Raw genomic sequence first — 16,818 nt, 5'->3', positions numbered from 1 at the left:
TGAACTGGGCCGTAATGAAGACATAAAGGCGACGGCTTACCTGATAGTCATCGATAACTTAAGGAAGGAGTAACACTATGGCTTACAAACACATTCTCATCGCGGTAGACCTCTCCCCGGAGAGCAAAGTGCTGGTTGATAAAGCGGTATCCATGGCACGCCCATACAACGCGAAAGTTTCTTTGATTCACGTTGATGTGAATTACTCCGATCTCTACACCGGTCTTATCGACGTCAATCTTGGCGATATGCAAAAACGCATCTCCGAAGAGACTCACCACGCGCTGTCTGAGCTCTCCACCAACGCAGGCTATCCGATCACCGAAACCCTCAGCGGCAGCGGCGATCTGGGTCAGGTGCTGGTCGATGCGATTAAGAAATACGATATGGACCTGGTCGTATGCGGCCATCACCAGGATTTCTGGAGCAAACTGATGTCCTCCGCGCGCCAGCTGATCAACACCGTCCACGTGGATATGCTGATTGTTCCGCTGCGAGATGAAGAAGACGAGTAAGTTTGACATTGCCGGGCGGCGCTAGCGTTTGCCCGGCCGATGATCAGATGTGTAGGCCCGGTGAGCGCAAGCGTCACCGGGCTTTGTTATTCTGGCGTGCCTGAATAAATATCAAACCGATGCCCTTTCGTGACCACCGCGTTGGTGGTTGCCACATCCGCCAGCGGCGGCGCATAGTCCGGGCGCTTCACCACCACCCGTTTGGTCGCCAGCAGGCGTGCGGGTTCAAGCAACCCATCCGCATCCAGATCCGGTCCCACCAGCGACTGAAACACGCGCATCTCTTTCTTTACCAGCGCACTCTTCTGCTTGTGCGGGAACATCGGATCGAGATAGACCACCTGCGGGCGCGGCGTGATGTCTGTTAGCGCCGTCAGGCTGGAGGCGTGGATCAGTTGCAGGCGTTCCTGCAACCACGGGCCTATCTCCGGGTCGGCATAGCCACGCGCCAGACCATCGTCAAGGAGTGCAGCGACCACCGGATTACGCTCAAGCATCCGCACACGGCAGCCTACAGACGCCAGCACAAAGGCATCGCGCCCCAGCCCTGCCGTCGCGTCCACCACGTCCGGCAGATAACTGCCCTTCACGCCGACCGCCTTCGCCACCGCTTCACCGCGACCGCCGCCAAACTTGCGGCGATGCGCCATCGCACCGCCAACAAAATCGACAAAGATCCCGCCAAGCTTTGGCTCATCGCATTTACGCAGTTCCAGATGTTCCGGCGTCATCACCAGCGCCATCAGGTTATCGGCATCGTGCTCAAGCCCCCAGCGGGCGGCCAGAACAGATAAGGCGCCGTCTCCGGCGCCTGTTTCATCTATCAAACAAATTTTCACGAACGCAATTAGCCTTTGATTCCGTAATGTTCCAGCATCGCATCCAGCTGCGGCTCGCGGCCACGGAAGCGTTTGAACAGCTCCATCGGCTCTTCGGAACCGCCGCGCGTCAGGATGTTATCCAGGAACGATTGACCGGTATCGCGGTTGAAAATCCCCTCTTCTTCGAAGCGAGAGAACGCATCGGCTGCCAGAACGTCGGCCCACAGGTAGCTGTAGTAACCCGCCGCATAACCGCCCGCGAAGATATGGCTGAAGGCATGCGGGAAACGGCCCCACGATGGACCCGGAATGAGCGCCACCTGCTTCTTGATTTCGCCCAGGGTTTCGAGGATTTTCGCGCCCTGCTCCGGGCTGAACTCGGCGTGCAGACGGAAATCGAACAGACCGAACTCCAGCTGACGCAGGATAAACATCGCCGCCTGGTAGTTTTTCGCCGCCAGCATTTTATCCAGCAACGCTTTCGGCAGCGGTTCGCCGGTTTCGTAGTGACCGGAGATAAACGCCAGTGCGTCCGGCTCCCAGCACCAGTTTTCCATGAACTGGCTCGGCAGCTCGACGGCATCCCACGGCACACCGCTGATGCCAGAAACGCCCGCTGCTTCGATACGGGTCAGCATATGGTGCAGGCCGTGACCGAATTCATGGAACAGGGTGATCACTTCATCATGCGTGAACAGCGCCGGTTTGCCGTTTACCGGACGGTTAAAGTTACAGGTCAGGTAGGCGACCGGTTTTTGCAGCGAGCCGTCCGCTTTACGCATCTGGCCGACGCAGTCGTCCATCCACGCGCCGCCACGTTTGTTTTCTCGCGCATACAGATCCAGATAGAAACTGCCGCGCAGTTCGTTTTTCTCATCGTACAGCTCGAAGAAACGCACTTCCGGGTGCCACACTTCCACGTCGTGACGCTCTTTTGCGGTAATGCCGTAAATGCGTTTCACCACTTCGAACAGGCCGTTCACGGCTTTGCTTTCCGGGAAGTACGGGCGCAGCTGCTCGTCGCTGATGCTGTAGAGGTGCTGTTTCTGTTTTTCGCTGTAGTAGGCGATATCCCACGGCTGCAGCTCATCAACACCGCACTCCGCTTTAGCAAATGCACGCAGCTGGGCCAGCTCTTTTTCACCCTGTGGACGCGCGCGTTTTGCCAGATCGGTTAAGAAATCAAGCACCTGCTGTGGGTTTTCCGCCATTTTGGTGGCGAGGGATTTTTCGGCGTAGCTGTCGAAGCCCAGCAGTTGCGCCAGCTCGTGGCGCAGGGCGAGGATTTCGGCCATTACCGGGCTGTTATCCCATTTACCGGCGTTCGGCCCCTGGTCAGAGGCGCGGGTGCTGTACGCGCGGTAGAGTTCTTCACGCAGCGCCTGGTTGTCGCAGTACGTCATCACCGGCAGATAGCTCGGGATATCCAGCGTCAGCAGATAGCCTTCCTGCTCTTTCGCTTCGGCCTGCGCTTTGGCGGCGGCCAGCGCGCTTTCCGGCATACCTGCCAGCTCGGCTTCGTCGGTGATCAGTTTTGACCAGCCCATGGTGGCGTCGAGTACGTTATTGCTGTACTGGTTGCCCAGCTCAGACAGACGCGCAGCGATTTCGCCGTAGCGCTGCTGTTTCTCTTTCGGCAGGCCAATGCCTGACAGCTCAAAATCACGCAGCGCGTTATCGACCGCTTTCTTCTGGGCAGTATCCAGTTTTGCGTAGTTTTCGCCGTCGCGCAGATCGCGATAGGCGTTATACAACCCTTCGTGCTGGCCGACCCAGGTGCTGTACTCAGAGAGCAGCGGCAGGGTTTGTTCATAGGCTTCGCGCAGTTCCGGGCTGTTTTTCACCGAATTAAGATGGCTCACCGGCGAGAAAATGCGACCCAGTACGTCATCCACTTCCGCCAGGCGCTGGCACAGGTTATCCCAGGTGTACGGCGCGCCCTGCGCGACCACTCGCTCTACCGCCTCGCGACAATTATCCAGCGACTGAGTTACAGCCGGGACAACGTGTTCAGGGAGGATTTTAGAAAAGGGCGGCAACGAAAAAGGCGTGAGTAATGGATTGGTCATAAGCGCTGTCCTGTTGAATGAGGTGAATGAAGCGCGCATCCGGCGCTGGGCATATTGTTTCTGTAATGGGGATAAGTGTAGTGAATTTCAATGCCAGGCGCTGCACTTACCGGGCCTACGGGTAATCTGCAGCGTTCTGCTGTAAACTGTGGCAAATCGTTTATTACCTGGAACACCTTTACCCATGCTCAGTTATCGCCACAGCTTCCACGCGGGCAACCACGCCGATGTCCTCAAGCACACCGTTCAGAGTCTGATTATTGAATCTCTGAAAGAGAAAGATAAGCCGTTTCTCTATCTGGACACCCACGCGGGCGCGGGCCGCTACCAGCTCAGCAGCCAGCACGCGGAGCGCACCGGGGAATATCTGGAAGGTATCGCCCGCATCTGGCAGCAGGACGATCTTCCGGCTGAGCTGGAGCCGTACATCAGCGTGGTGAACCATTTCAACCGCAGCGGCCAGCTGCGCTACTACCCTGGCTCGCCGCTGATTGCGCGCCAGCTGCTGCGCGAGCAGGACAGCCTCCAGCTGACTGAGCTGCACCCGAGCGATTTCCCGCTGCTGCGTTCCGAGTTCCAGAAGGATGACCGCGCACGCGTGGAAAAAGCCGACGGCTACCAGCAGCTGAAATCCAAACTGCCGCCGGTCTCCCGTCGCGGTTTGGTGCTCATCGACCCGCCGTATGAAATTAAAACCGACTATCAGGCCGTTGTGACCGGCATCAACGAAGGCTACAAACGCTTCGCGACCGGCACCTATGCCCTGTGGTATCCGGTGGTCCTGCGCGCGCAAATCAAACGTATGATCAAAGAGCTGGAAGCGACCGGTATCCGCAAAATCATGCAGATCGAACTGGCGGTGCGTCCGGACAGCGATCAGCGCGGCATGACCGCGTCCGGGATGATCGTGATCAACCCGCCGTGGAAGCTCGAAGCGCAAATGAACAACGTGCTGCCGTGGCTGCACAAAACGCTGGTGCCGAGTGGTCATGGCCACGCGACCGTCAGCTGGATCGTGCCTGAGTAATCGCAGTCATCGGTGGAACCTATTGATTTCAGGTATACAATCGCGGCAATCAGAAATTAAGGATATGACCCATGAGCAAGCATTATGACTACATCGCCATTGGCGGCGGCAGTGGCGGTATCGCCTCTATTAACCGTGCAGCCATGTACGGCCAAAAATGTGCGCTGATTGAAGCCAAAGAGCTGGGCGGCACCTGCGTGAACGTCGGTTGTGTACCGAAAAAAGTGATGTGGCACGCCGCGCAAATCCGCGAGGCCATCCATATGTACGGCCCGGATTACGGTTTCGACACCACCCTCAATCACTTCGACTGGGACAAGCTGATTGCCAGCCGTACCGCCTACATTGACCGCATCCATACTTCGTATGACAACGTGCTGGGCAAAAACAACGTCGATGTGATCCGTGGCTTTGCGCGCTTCGTCGATGCGAAAACGATCGAAGTGAACGGCGAGACGATCACTGCCGATCATATTCTGATCGCCACCGGCGGCCGTCCGAGCCACCCGGACATTCCGGGCGTGGAGTACGGTATCGACTCCGACGGTTTCTTTGAACTGCCTGCGCTGCCAAAACGCGTTGCAGTAGTGGGTGCGGGTTACATCGCCGTTGAGCTGGCAGGCGTGATTAACGGCCTGGGCGCCGAAGCGCACCTGTTCGTGCGTAAACACGCGCCGCTGCGCAGCTTTGATCCGCTGATCGTAGAGACGCTGGTTGAGGTGATGAACGCCGAAGGGCCAAAACTGCACACCAACGCCGTGCCAAAAGCGGTGGTGAAAAACGCCGACGGCAGCCTGACGCTGGAGCTGGAAGATGGCCGCAGCCAGACCGTCGACTGCCTGATCTGGGCGATTGGCCGTGAACCGGCGAACGACAATTTCAACCTTGCCGTGACCGGCGTGAAAACCAACGACAAAGGCTACATCGTTGTCGATAAGTTCCAGAACACCAGTGTTCCAGGAATTTATGCGGTCGGTGATAACACCGGTGCGGTCGAGCTGACGCCGGTTGCCGTTGCCGCTGGCCGTCGCCTGTCCGAGCGTCTGTTCAACAACAAGCCGGACGAGCATCTGGATTACAGCAATATCCCGACCGTGGTCTTCAGCCACCCGCCAATCGGCACCGTCGGTTTAACCGAGCCGCAGGCGCGCGAGCTGCACGGCGACGACCAGGTGAAAGTGTATAAATCGTCCTTTACGGCGATGTACACCGCAGTCACCTCTCACCGCCAGCCGTGCCGCATGAAACTGGTGTGCGTCGGCCCGGAAGAGAAAATCGTCGGTATCCACGGCATCGGCTTCGGCATGGATGAAATCCTGCAGGGCTTCGCGGTGGCGCTGAAAATGGGTGCTACTAAGAAAGACTTCGACAATACCGTGGCGATTCACCCGACCGCGGCGGAAGAGTTTGTCACCATGCGTTAATCCCCAATGCCCCTCTCCCGAGGGGCATTTTGTTTGATCATTCATAAATCGTTGCAAAACGAATGCTCTGAATTTCTCTGGCGCCTCTCGCGATTATCAGTGCGATTAAAAACCTAAAAATCAAACAGATATCCCTGATTTACTCAAACCAGGCGATAAAGCAAAACGTGATCCACCGCACACTTCGTCCTTCACACACCGAAGCGAGTGTCTAAGCTTAGAAGATGCCCGGGAAACACCCGTATGTGTGACGACGCAAACCGGAGGTCCTAACCACCATGTTCAACCAGAAATTACACGCTGCAGATATCGTCGAGTTCGAGATTGCGGAAGAGATTCGCTACGAAACCGATCCCTGCGAGTTGAAACTGGATGAGATGATCGAGGCGGAACCGGAACCCGAAATGATCGAAGGGCTGCCCGCGTCTGACGCGCTCACGCCTGCCGATCGCTATCTAGAACTCTTTGAACACGTTCAGTCGACGCGTCTGTTTGCTGATAGCAAAACCTTCCCCGACTGCGCGCCGAAAATGGATCCGCTCGATATCCTTATTCGCTACCGTAAGGTGCGACGCCACCGGGATTTCGACCTGAAGCGCTTTGTCGAAAACCACTTCTGGATGCCCGAGTCGCTGACCACTGAGTATGTCTCAGACCCGAGTCTTTCGCTGAAAGAGCACATTGATAATCTGTGGCCAGTGTTGACGCGCGAGCCGCAGGACCATATTCCGTGGTCATCCCTGCTGGCGCTGCCACAGGCGTACATCGTCCCCGGCGGGCGTTTTAGCGAGACCTACTACTGGGACTCCTATTTCACCATGCTCGGGCTGGCGGAGAGCGGGCGCAACGACCTGCTCAAGTGTATGGCTGATAACTTTGCGTGGATGATTGAACGTTACGGCCATATTCCTAACGGGAATCGCACCTATTATCTCAGCCGTTCGCAGCCGCCGGTCTTTGCCCTGATGGTTGAGCTGTTCGAAGAGGACGGCGTGCGCGGGGCGAAACGTTATCTGGACCACCTGCTGATGGAGTACGCCTTCTGGATGGATGGCGCGGAATCGCTGGTGCTGAATCAGGCCTACCGCCACGTGGTGCGCATGCCGGACGGCTCGCTGCTCAACCGCTACTGGGACGACCGCGACACGCCGCGTGACGAGTCCTGGATAGAAGACGTGGAAACGGCTAAACATTCAGGGCGACCACCAAACGAAGTCTATCGGGATCTGCGCGCAGGCGCGGCGTCGGGCTGGGACTACTCCTCCCGCTGGCTGCGCGATGCAGGGCGTCTCGCCAGCATTCGCACCACGCAGTTTATCCCGATCGATCTGAATGCGTTCCTGTTTAAGCTGGAAAGCGCCATCGCCAACATCTCCGCCGCAAAAGGCGACAAAGAGACCGAAACCGCCTTCCGCCAAAAAGCGAATGACCGCCGCGCGGCCGTGAACCGCTTCCTGTGGGATGACGAAAACGGCTGTTATCGCGATTACGACTGGCGTCGGGAAGAGATGGGGCTGTTCTCGGCCGCCAGCATTGTGCCGTTGTACGTTGGGATGTCTACCCACGAACAGGCTGACCGGCTGGCTGATACGGTGAAAGCGCGCCTGCTGACCCCTGGCGGGATACTCGCCACCGAACACGAAACGGGCGAGCAGTGGGATAAACCGAACGGCTGGGCGCCGCTACAGTGGATGGCGATCCAGGGATTTAAGCAGTACGGCAATGATTCGCTCGGCGATGAGATCGCCTGGAGCTGGCTGCAAACGGTGAATCACTTCTACAAAACGCACCACAAGCTGATCGAGAAGTATCACATCGCCAGCAGCACCCCGCGCGAAGGGGGCGGGGGCGAATATCCGTTGCAGGATGGTTTTGGCTGGACCAACGGCGTGGTGAGACGGTTGATTGGGTTGTACGGCGAACCGTGATTTCCCTCCCCCGAAAGGGAGAGGGCCGCAGGAGCCGGTTTAACGAATCACATCATAAATGGCGGTCTGAATAGACTGCCATTTTTTGCTGCTGGCATCCGGCTGCGCCTGAGCACGTCGCTTAGCCTGGTCGGCTTCATATTTCTGGCGCTGCACGACGGCGGGCACCGTACAGAACGCCTGAAGATATTGCTTGCGCATGGAGGTCATCGCCTCCCCGTTCGACATCGCATGGCTAAGCGTGGCAATAAACCGACGGCATGGTTTCTGCTCTACCATTTGCAGGCGATAGCGCAGCAACACCTCCAGCACGTCATCGTACCCGGCGGACATCGCCTGCTCGGTCCAGGCCAGCTTCCAGTCCATCCCGCCCTGCAGGAACAGCAGCGCCGCACGCGTGTCGTTGCGATCGATGGCCGAACGGAAATTGTTCTCATCCCAGGTCACGCCCATACGGGTCAGTTTTTCCCGTGAGGACGGGGCTTCGCGCATCTCTTTCGCCACCTGCTGCGGCTCGGGGCTGACATTCGCCGCCGCTGACGAAGGCGTGCCGCTGGTCACCAGCCACACTCCGCCTGCAATAATCGCGAGCACCATCACCCCCACGGCGCCCCACAGCGCGCTGGAGATCAGCTGATCGCGCTGTTCAGGCGTGCGCGGCGTGCGTTGTGTCGGTTTTTCAATGCTGTCGCGAATTTCAAACAAATCGCCGCCGGTCTGCCGGTCCATTTTCTGCGCATTTTCCCAGAAGCTGTGCAGTTCGCTGGCATCGACCGCCATCAGCCCTGTCGGGTTGATGCGCGTGCGTCCCTCTTCAAACGCCCGCTGAATCGGCCCCGCTATCTGGGCATAGTAATTATCGAGCAGCAGAAGTTGCGCCGAGCTGAGCGCCTGCTGCACGGTCAGCATGTTGCGGATCTGGCGGATATCATCGAGGAAAGTCTGCAGGGTTTTACGCGGCTCTACGAGCAACGTCAGATTCGTGCGGTCATTAAACAGCGACGAGTAGTAGCGGCTAAATTCTTTCTTATCCACCAGCATCTGCGCCATTTCGCTGAACAGCATGCCGCTCAACACATCGTTGCGTTCGCTGTTCTTCAGCCAGCGCCGGACCCGGTCGGCATTGAAGAGGGTTTTCAGATGGTTATTGAGCCGCACCGGATCGGGCCACGCCTGCATGATCAAGGATTTAATCATCAGCTCAAGGGCGCGCACCTGCTTATGGGCCTGCAGTTGCAGAGATTCATTGCCTGGCGCCAGGTCGGTGTTGTAGCCCAGCAGCGGCTGCTGCAACCGCAGATGTTCCAGCGCAGTGACGAAACGCATGGCGGCAATCAGCTGGTTTTGGCTGACGTCCTGGCCGCTTTCATATTGCGGAACGCGCTGCTGCAAGAGGCGTAACTGGAGCGTGAATTCCGACATTTCGGCGTCGTTCAGATTCAGCCGTTTTGCTACCGGTCCCCATCCGCCCAGACCCAGGCGGGCATTATCGAGCTGTTCAAGGAACCAGCGTGGATCTTTCCCTTCAGAGACGTGAACATCCAGCAGCAGCAAAATCTCCACGGAGGCGTGGCGAATAATGCCAATACACTGTTCAAATTGTTCACGGATGTGGTGTGAAGTACCCGATGTCATCATTTTCCTTAACGTACTACAAAGCAGAATAAGCTGGCCTTAAAGGCAATTTTTTCTTTTATTTATGTGCTGTTAAACCATAACTGAGATTATGGAGAAATAAAGTGACAGCTCTATAATCATTGAAAATAGTTATGGGAGAATTCGAATGCCGGTACTCACCACTTCGCGTCTGACATGCTCGCCCGTTGAGGAGCAGGACTGGCCGTTTTACCTGTCACTGCAACAAAACCCCGATGTGATGCGATTTATCGCCGAAAAGCGCCCTATTGCGGTGATCCGTGAGGCTTTTGAGCCACGCCTCCAGCCGTGGGAACCAGGCAGCGCACACTGGATGTGCCTTATCGTGCGCGACACCGTCAGCCAAACGCCGCTGGGTGCCACCGGATATATTCACAGAGATAATGATTGTGCCGAAGTGGGATTTATTTTCGACCCACACGCACAGGGGAAAGGCTACGGATATGAGTCGCTGCGCGCCGTGTGTGATTACGCGTTTAATGAGGGGGGAATTCGCCGTCTCACCGCCACGGTGACGGTGGGCAACCTCGCCTCCCGCGCCCTGCTGGAAAAAGCGGGCTTTGTGCTGGAAGGCGAGCTACGTGAAAACTACTGGCTTGCTGAGCGCTGGCAAAACGACTGGATATTCAGTCTGTTAAAACATGAGTATCCCGCACAGGGCCGTTAACGATTTACAGGAACATCCCGCCTGAGACTTCGATGCGCTGCGCGTTCATCCAGCCCAGCTCATCGCTCAGCAACGCGGCGATAGCATCACCGATGTCATCCGGCAGCCCGACGCGTCCAAGGGCGGTGTTCGACGCCACCATCTGATTGATCTGGACATTATCGCGCACTCGCCCGCCGCCAAAATCGGTTTCAATCGCACCCGGCGCGATAATATTGGCCGTGATTTTACGCGCGCCTAACTCTTTGGCCTGATAGCGCGTCAGCACTTCCATCGCCCCTTTCATTGCCGCATAGGTACTGGAGCCAGGCTGCGCAAAGCGCGCCAGGCCGCTGGAGACGTTCAGGATACGCCCGCCGTCTTTAATCAACGGCAACAGGCGCTGGGTCAGGAAGAACGGGCCTTTGAAATGGACGTTCAGGGCGTCATCAAACTGCGCTTCGGTGGTCTCTGCAAACGGGGCATATAAACCGGTTCCGGCGTTGTTTAATAAATAATCGAAGGTGTCGCGCTGCCACACATGCTTAAGCTGGGAGCGGACTTCAGCGACAAAGCGTTCGAAGGTCGAGGTATCCCCGACGTTCAGCTGCAATGCCACCGCTTTCACCCCTTTTAATTCAATTTCGCGCACAACATCCTGCGCCTCTTTCTGGCTGCTCTGGTAAGTCAGGATGATTCCGGTTCCCTTCGCAGCCAGCTTCAGCGCCGCGTTTTTCCCCAGCCCACGGCTGCCACCTGTCACTAATGCAATACGTTCACTCATGAGAAACCTCGTTTCGTTTGATATGGCGATTGAGAAAGAGCTTATTAGGTGATAGAAAATCAATAAAGAGGGTCAAAAACGCTTCACTGTTTCATTAATAACAATAATGAGCGCAGCCTATGGATAAAATTCACGCAATGCAGCTCTTCATCCGCGTGGCGGAACTGGAGAGTTTTTCTCGCGCCGCGGACACGCTGGGTCTTCCTAAAGGTAGCGTATCGCGCCAGATTCAGGCGCTGGAAAACCTGCTCGGTACTCAGCTTTTGCACCGCACGACGCGCCGCGTCAGCCTTACGCAGGACGGCATGGTCTATTACGAACGGGCAAAAGATCTGCTGGCAAACCTCGACGAACTGGACGGTCTTTTCCAGCATGATCCCACCAGCATCAGCGGACGATTGCGCGTCGATATGCCCGTTGGCGTTGCGCGAAATTTAGTCATCCCAAAACTGCCCGCTTTTTTGCAGCAGTACCCCGGCATTGAGCTGGAATTGAGCAGCAGCGATCGGATGGTCGATGTCATCCGCGAAGGATTTGACTGCGTGGTACGCGTCGGCACGCTGAAGGATTCGGGCTTAATCGCCCGCTCGCTGGGTAAACTGTCGATCATTAACTGCGCCAGCCCGGACTATCTGGCGCGTTTTGGCTATCCGGAGACGCTGGACGATCTGGCTTCCCACGCGGTGATTCATTACGCGCTGAATCTGGGTACCCGCCCGCAGGGTTTCGAGTTTTATAACGGCGATGCCACCCAGTGGGTGAAGACCGGCGGCATTTTAACGGTTAACAGTACCGAGACCTACCACGCGGCGTGTCTTGCCGGACTGGGGATTATTCAGGTGCCGCGCGTCGGCGTGCGCGAGGCGCTAAAGGCCAAAAAAATGGTCGAGATCCTGCCGCAATACCGCGCCGAACCGATGCCGGTTTCGCTGATTTACCCGCATCGTCGCAATCTCTCGCGGCGGGTTCATCTGTTCATGGAATGGCTGACGACGATAATGAAAGCTTACGTTGATTAGTCGCGAGCTATAATTCAATAAATTCCCGCCAAACGAAAAAAGGAAAATGCGCGTGACGCCGGAAAACAACCCGCAACGACCCACTCAAGAACTGGAATACGAACCCATCACAAAGATGGAATCTGAGCCGCAAAAAAGCCCCTCAGCCGCTAAAGCCACCAAAGCGCTGGAGACCGTCACCGGAACCGCGCAAAAGATTCAGCGCCGTCCGATGGTTGCGCACCTGATCCGCGCCGCAGAGCGCTTCAACGACCGCATGGGCAACCAGTTTGGTGCGGCCATTACCTACTTCTCCTTCCTGTCGATGATCCCGATTATGATGGTGTCATTTGCGGCGGCGGGTTTTGTCCTCGCCTCGCACCCGACGCTCTTGCAGGACATCTTCAACAAGATTCTGGTTAATGTGAGCGACCCGACGCTGGCCGGCACCCTGAAAAGCACCATCAACACCGCGGTGCAGCAGCGTACCACCGTGGGGATTGTCGGGCTGCTGATTGCCCTCTATTCCGGTATCAACTGGATGGGGAACCTGCGCGAGGCGATTCGCGCCCAGTCGCGCGACGTCTGGGAGCGCAAGCCGCAGGATCAGGAAAAAATCTGGATTAAGTATTTCCGCGATTTCGTGTCGCTGATTGGCCTGCTGGTCGCCCTGGTTGTGACGCTGTCGATCACCTCTGTCGCCGGTTCCGCGCAGCAGATGATCATTTCAGCGCTCTATCTGGACTATATCGACTGGCTGAAACCCGCCTGGCGGCTGATTGGTCTGGCAATCTCCATTTTTGCCAACTATCTGCTGTTCTTCTGGATCTTCTGGCGATTACCGCGCCACCGTCCGCGCAAGAAAGCGCTGATCCGTGGGACCTTTATCGCCGCGATTGGCTTTGAAGTGATTAAAATCGTGATGACGTACACCCTGCCGTCGCTGGTGAAATCCCCGTCTGGCGCGGCGTTTGGCTCGGTTCTCGGTCTGATGGCGTTCTTCTACTTCTTCGCCCGTCTGACGCTGTTCTGCGCCGCGTGGATTGCCACTGCCGAATACAAAGACGACCCGCGAATGCCGGGCAAAACCCACCGCTAAATGGCGTATCGGGCTGAATAAGAATGCAAAGTTTCAGCCCGATTCACCATTTCAGCATATAAATCCAGCCTGTAACTTTTATTTAACCAAAAACCAGTTTTATCAACTGATATTTGAATTTTGTGAAGCATTTCATGGAAGCTATTTCGTCAGCCTGAATATTATCCGCTTTTTGCTGCTTTTCTCACCGCGTCGCGCCCTTGTTACAGATTGAAATGTCGCTTTTGCTATGCGTAATATGGCCTTTCGTCAGACCAAACAATAAGAAAATTTTATGCAAGCCACAGCCACAACTCTCGATTCAGAACCGGAAAGCACGCCGGTAAACTCGCGTAATAAAGTCGTCGTTGCCTCCCTGATTGGCACCGCTATCGAATTCTTCGATTTCTATATTTACGCAACCGCCGCGGTCATCGTTTTTCCGCATATTTTCTTCCCGCAGGGTGATCCGACGGCTGCAACGCTGCAATCGCTGGCTACGTTTGCTATCGCCTTTATCGCACGTCCGATTGGTTCGGCGGTCTTCGGACACTTTGGCGACCGCGTCGGGCGTAAAGTGACGCTGGTAGCGTCGCTGCTGACGATGGGGATTTCTACCGTAGCGATTGGCCTGCTGCCGACCTACGAAACGATCGGTATTCTGGCGCCGATGCTGCTGGCGCTGGCGCGTTTTGGTCAGGGCCTGGGGCTTGGCGGTGAGTGGGGCGGCGCGGCGCTGCTGGCGACAGAAAATGCGCCACCGCGTAAACGCGCGCTGTACGGCTCTTTCCCGCAATTGGGCGCGCCGATTGGCTTCTTCTTCGCGAACGGCACCTTCCTGCTGCTCTCCTGGCTGCTGACCGACGAGCAGTTCATGAGCTGGGGCTGGCGTATTCCGTTTATCTTCTCGGCAGTGCTGGTGCTGATCGGCCTGTATGTGCGCGTTTCCCTGCATGAGACGCCGGTGTTCGCCAAAGTCGCGGCGGCGAAAAAGCAGGTGAAAATCCCGCTGGGCACGCTGCTGACCAAACACCTTCGCGTAACGGTACTCGGCACCTTCATCATGCTGGCGACCTATACGCTGTTTTATATTATGACGGTCTACTCCATGACCTTCAGTACCGCAGCAGCCCCCGTGGGCCTTGGTCTGCCGCGCAATGAAGTGCTGTGGATGCTGATGATGGCGGTGATCGGTTTCGGCGTGATGGTGCCGATCGCCGGGCTGCTGGCGGATAAATTTGGCCGTCGCTCAAGCATGATCGTGATTACGTCGCTGATTATTCTCTTCGCACTGTTCGTCTTCCCACCGCTGCTGGGTTCAGGTAGCCCTGCGCTGGTGATGGCTTACTTACTGATTGGTTTGAGCCTGATGGGGCTGACCTTTGGCCCGATGGGTGCGCTGCTGCCGGAGCTGTTCCCGACCGAAGTGCGTTACACCGGCGCGTCGTTCTCCTATAACGTGTCATCGATTCTGGGTGCCTCTGTCGCGCCGTATATCGCCACCTGGCTGCAGGCGAACTATGGGCTGTTCTACGTGGGCGTGTATCTGGCGGCGATGGCAGGGTTAACGCTGATTGCGCTGCTGTTGACGCACGAAACGCGGCATCAGTCTTTATAACTAAAAACGGCAACCTCGGGTTGCCGTTTTTTTTCTGTTAACCCTCTCATTCGGGAGAGGGCTGGTTGAGAGCATCACACGCCTCGTTACTTTTTCATCTGCGACAAAATCGTCCGACACTGATTGGTGTCACCTTCAGACGGCGAAATCAGGGCCAGCAGAGCCGCCGCTGGCGTGACAAGCGTTGCCAGCGCTGCCGCGACAGCGCCGCGCGCAATCAACGGCCCGGCTTTGACACCCGCCTGCGGATTTTTGAACGAACCGCGCACATAAAGCGGTGAACGCAGGGTAATAATACGGAAGCCTTTACTCTCCGGATCGATGGTTAAATCCAGCTGCTCCGAGGCCATGCTTGCCGTCCCGGTTACGTTGATCACCGCATTTTCCGTATCGAAGGCAAAAATCTGCGGACGCGCCACGCCGTTGACCAGATCCAGATTGGCCGCCGCGCAGTTCACCCGCACTTCATCATCACCAAAAATCTGCCCGATGATAAAGTTGCCGACGTTCAGCCCGAGGATCTCCATCAGGTTGCGGCTCACCAGACCGTCATTCATCAGCAGTTTGAGATTCCCGTTGCTGCTGCCGAGCAGCGCCGCGATGGAGTTCCCCACCCCACGAATATCAGCATCACCGTTCATTTCACCGAGGGTTTTCTGCATCAGCTCCACGTTCGGCATCAGCTGTTTCAGCTTCAGCCTGCGCGCCTGAATATCGGCCCGCCCCTGCATCGGCTTTTTATCGCCTTCGAGGTGAATGTTGGAGGAGATGGTCCCGCCCGCCAGCCCGAATTTCAGCGGCTGCAGGCGCAGATCGGCGTTTTTCAGGATGATATGGGTCGAGAGGTCGCTTATCGGCAGCGTGCTGCCGTGCTCGATTTTGCGCCCCTTGAAGCGCACATCGGCGTCCATCACGTCCCATTTGTCGGTTTCAAAGCGGTCATACGGCAGCACTTTGTCCGACGGCTGAATGTCTTTCTCACCTTTCTTCTGCTCAGAGCGTTTGGATTGCTGAGCGCCTTTACCCGAATCGACGCCAATCAACGGCCCGAGATCGGCGAGGCGCAGCTGGCGCGATTCCACGTCACCTTCCAGTTTCGGGCGCGGTTTGCCAGTGGTATAAGCGAGCGAGCCGTGAATGTCGCTGTCACCGATACGGCCATTAAAATTGCGGTAATCAAAGACCGACGATTTTTCCGTATCGATTTTGGCGACCAGCCGCCCGTCCGTCTCAAACGGTGGCGTATCCGGGAGCAGGACGCCGGTTAAGTCGTACAGCTCGCCGAGCGAATCACCGGAGAATTTGAGCTGCAAATCGACGCCGCCCATTTTCATCGGGTCATGTACCGTGCCGACAAACGCCACACGGGTGTTACCCGATCGAAAATCCGCCTGCACCGGGAACGGTGTACCTTCACTGCGCAGCGCCAGTACGCCGCCAATTTTGCCGGTCCCGCTGAGAGGTTGCTCGTTGTAGCGCCCTTTCGCTTTCAGGCCAAAGACGTAATCGCCCACGCGGGTTTTCTCGTCTTTGCCTTTGGTGCCGGTGACTTCGCTGAACGGCAGCGGTTTGCCCAGCGGATCGACCAGGATCTCAATATCCGCTTTGCTGACTTTGTCATCGATGGCGATCCGCCCGCGATCGAACAGAATATTATCCAGCCGGAAAGACCAGGCCGACGGCGGCGCATTGGGATCTTTCTCACCGCTGCTGGCCAGATTAAAGGTCCAGTTGTTGTTCTTCTCTGACAGGCGAATCAGCCTCGCGTCGGGCTGTTGCAGTTTGATCCACGGGAGATAGACGGTTTTCGTCAGCAGCGCTAACGGTGCCAGCGTCGCTTCCACGCGCGGCAGGTGGACCATGGTGACTTCCGGAATATCGGGCGGGTTGCCGAGAATAATATCGTTGGCATGAACGTGCGGCCAGGGCACCCAGCTGCGCCAGCCCGTTTCGTCTTTCTGCCGCTCCCAGACCACACCGAGATCGCCGCGAATGGCGAAAGGCCGGTTCAGTTCAGTGGAGACTTTCTGGTTGATGGTCGGTTTGAGGCGGTTCCAGTCGAACGTCGCGATGATGATGATGGCGACCACAATCAACAACAAGAAGATCCCTGCTACCCAGGTGACGATCCTGGTGGTTTTGGACATCGTTATCCCCTTTTTTATTACCTTGCCTTTCATGAATATAGCTCAGGCATGGGAAAAAAGGGGGACGCTGCTTCCGGGAATAGCGCGTGTTCGCCACGCGCTATTCT

Annotated in this window: 13 protein-coding genes; 8 read left to right on the top strand and 5 right to left on the bottom strand. The window is 56.7% G+C overall.

Translation table 11 applies throughout. The features are described 5' to 3' along the window. The first annotated feature begins 77 nt into the window (after positions 1 to 77). Positions 78 to 515 (top strand): universal stress protein UspA, encoded by a 438-nt coding sequence (gene uspA, locus ETG88_RS04065; protein WP_003861223.1) that lies wholly within the window; start codon positions 78 to 80, stop codon positions 513 to 515. Between the two features lie 86 nt (positions 516 to 601). On the opposite strand, the gene rsmJ is transcribed toward uspA, so the two are convergent. Both rsmJ and prlC read right to left on the bottom strand, forming a co-directional pair. Continuing rightward, the gene (gene rsmJ / locus ETG88_RS04060) at positions 602 to 1,354 is read right to left on the bottom strand and encodes a 16S rRNA (guanine(1516)-N(2))-methyltransferase RsmJ (RefSeq protein WP_102105281.1); all 753 of its coding nucleotides are present in this window, start codon (positions 1,352 to 1,354) and stop codon (positions 602 to 604) included. A gap of 8 nt (positions 1,355 to 1,362) precedes the next feature. Continuing rightward, positions 1,363 to 3,405: an oligopeptidase A gene (gene prlC, locus ETG88_RS04055; protein ID WP_100778509.1), complete on the bottom strand. Its 2,043-nt coding sequence runs from the start codon at positions 3,403 to 3,405 to the stop codon at positions 1,363 to 1,365. Positions 3,406 to 3,589: 184 nt separating this feature from the next. Between prlC and ETG88_RS04050 the strand changes: the two genes are divergently transcribed. The 3 genes from ETG88_RS04050 (at position 3,590) to ETG88_RS04040 (ending at position 7,784) form a co-directional block, all read left to right on the top strand. Further along, positions 3,590 to 4,432 carry a 23S rRNA (adenine(2030)-N(6))-methyltransferase RlmJ gene (locus ETG88_RS04050; protein ID WP_100778508.1) on the top strand — a complete coding sequence of 281 codons (843 nt, stop codon included), beginning with the start codon at positions 3,590 to 3,592 and terminating at the stop codon, positions 4,430 to 4,432. Between the two features lie 71 nt (positions 4,433 to 4,503). Next, entirely contained in the window at positions 4,504 to 5,856 is a 1,353-nt protein-coding gene (gorA, locus tag ETG88_RS04045) for a glutathione-disulfide reductase (protein WP_129034747.1), read from the top strand. A gap of 278 nt (positions 5,857 to 6,134) precedes the next feature. After that, positions 6,135 to 7,784 carry an alpha,alpha-trehalase gene (locus ETG88_RS04040; protein ID WP_100778506.1) on the top strand — a complete coding sequence of 550 codons (1,650 nt, stop codon included), beginning with the start codon at positions 6,135 to 6,137 and terminating at the stop codon, positions 7,782 to 7,784. A 39-nt stretch (positions 7,785 to 7,823) separates the two neighbouring features. Here ETG88_RS04040 and ETG88_RS04035 read toward each other — a convergent pair whose 3' ends face one another. Further along, the gene (locus ETG88_RS04035; protein ID WP_100778505.1) at positions 7,824 to 9,419 is read right to left on the bottom strand and encodes an STY4199 family HEPN domain-containing protein; all 1,596 of its coding nucleotides are present in this window, start codon (positions 9,417 to 9,419) and stop codon (positions 7,824 to 7,826) included. 148 nt (positions 9,420 to 9,567) lie between these two features. Between ETG88_RS04035 and ETG88_RS04030 the strand changes: the two genes are divergently transcribed. Then, on the top strand, positions 9,568 to 10,107 hold the full coding sequence (locus ETG88_RS04030) for a GNAT family N-acetyltransferase (protein ID WP_129034746.1): 540 nt from the start codon (positions 9,568 to 9,570) through the stop codon (positions 10,105 to 10,107). Positions 10,108 to 10,111: 4 nt separating this feature from the next. On the opposite strand, the gene ETG88_RS04025 is transcribed toward ETG88_RS04030, so the two are convergent. Then, positions 10,112 to 10,870, bottom strand: coding sequence for an SDR family NAD(P)-dependent oxidoreductase (locus tag ETG88_RS04025; RefSeq protein ID WP_102105277.1), 759 nt, complete (start codon positions 10,868 to 10,870; stop codon positions 10,112 to 10,114). A 119-nt stretch (positions 10,871 to 10,989) separates the two neighbouring features. Between ETG88_RS04025 and ETG88_RS04020 the strand changes: the two genes are divergently transcribed. The 3 genes from ETG88_RS04020 to ETG88_RS04010 all read left to right on the top strand — a co-directional run bounded on the left by ETG88_RS04020 (position 10,990) and on the right by ETG88_RS04010 (position 14,564). Further along, positions 10,990 to 11,889 (top strand): LysR family transcriptional regulator, encoded by a 900-nt coding sequence (locus ETG88_RS04020; RefSeq protein ID WP_100778502.1) that lies wholly within the window; start codon positions 10,990 to 10,992, stop codon positions 11,887 to 11,889. Positions 11,890 to 11,941: 52 nt separating this feature from the next. Beyond that, the gene (yhjD, locus tag ETG88_RS04015; protein ID WP_129034745.1) at positions 11,942 to 12,967 is read left to right on the top strand and encodes an inner membrane protein YhjD; all 1,026 of its coding nucleotides are present in this window, start codon (positions 11,942 to 11,944) and stop codon (positions 12,965 to 12,967) included. Between the two features lie 274 nt (positions 12,968 to 13,241). Continuing rightward, complete coding sequence (locus ETG88_RS04010) at positions 13,242 to 14,564, top strand: MFS transporter (protein WP_100778501.1); 1,323 nt, start codon at positions 13,242 to 13,244, stop codon at positions 14,562 to 14,564. An 86-nt stretch (positions 14,565 to 14,650) separates the two neighbouring features. Here ETG88_RS04010 and ETG88_RS04005 read toward each other — a convergent pair whose 3' ends face one another. Further along, the gene (locus ETG88_RS04005; RefSeq protein WP_129034744.1) at positions 14,651 to 16,711 is read right to left on the bottom strand and encodes an AsmA family protein; all 2,061 of its coding nucleotides are present in this window, start codon (positions 16,709 to 16,711) and stop codon (positions 14,651 to 14,653) included. Positions 16,712 to 16,818: the final 107 nt, after the last annotated feature.

Origin of the sequence: Lelliottia nimipressuralis (assembly GCF_004115925.1) — a bacterium.
GTDB lineage: Bacteria > Pseudomonadota > Gammaproteobacteria > Enterobacterales > Enterobacteriaceae > Enterobacter > Enterobacter nimipressuralis.
This window is presented reverse-complemented; position numbering and strand designations above follow the sequence as displayed.

Bases quoted from the DNA above. Each gene is read 5' to 3' on its own strand.
- uspA (WP_003861223.1), top strand. From the start codon at position 78: ATGGCTTACAAACACATTCTCATCGCGGTAGACCTCTCCCCGGAGAGC.
- prlC (WP_100778509.1), bottom strand. From the start codon at position 3,405: ATGACCAATCCATTACTCACGCCTTTTTCGTTGCCGCCCTTTTCTAAA.
- ETG88_RS04050 (WP_100778508.1), top strand. From the start codon at position 3,590: ATGCTCAGTTATCGCCACAGCTTCCACGCGGGCAACCACGCCGATGTC.
- gorA (WP_129034747.1), top strand. From the start codon at position 4,504: ATGAGCAAGCATTATGACTACATCGCCATTGGCGGCGGCAGTGGCGGT.
- ETG88_RS04040 (WP_100778506.1), top strand. From the start codon at position 6,135: ATGTTCAACCAGAAATTACACGCTGCAGATATCGTCGAGTTCGAGATT.
- ETG88_RS04035 (WP_100778505.1), bottom strand. From the start codon at position 9,419: ATGACATCGGGTACTTCACACCACATCCGTGAACAATTTGAACAGTGT.
- ETG88_RS04030 (WP_129034746.1), top strand. From the start codon at position 9,568: ATGCCGGTACTCACCACTTCGCGTCTGACATGCTCGCCCGTTGAGGAG.
- ETG88_RS04025 (WP_102105277.1), bottom strand. From the start codon at position 10,870: ATGAGTGAACGTATTGCATTAGTGACAGGTGGCAGCCGTGGGCTGGGG.
- ETG88_RS04020 (WP_100778502.1), top strand. From the start codon at position 10,990: ATGGATAAAATTCACGCAATGCAGCTCTTCATCCGCGTGGCGGAACTG.
- ETG88_RS04010 (WP_100778501.1), top strand. From the start codon at position 13,242: ATGCAAGCCACAGCCACAACTCTCGATTCAGAACCGGAAAGCACGCCG.
- ETG88_RS04005 (WP_129034744.1), bottom strand. From the start codon at position 16,711: ATGTCCAAAACCACCAGGATCGTCACCTGGGTAGCAGGGATCTTCTTG.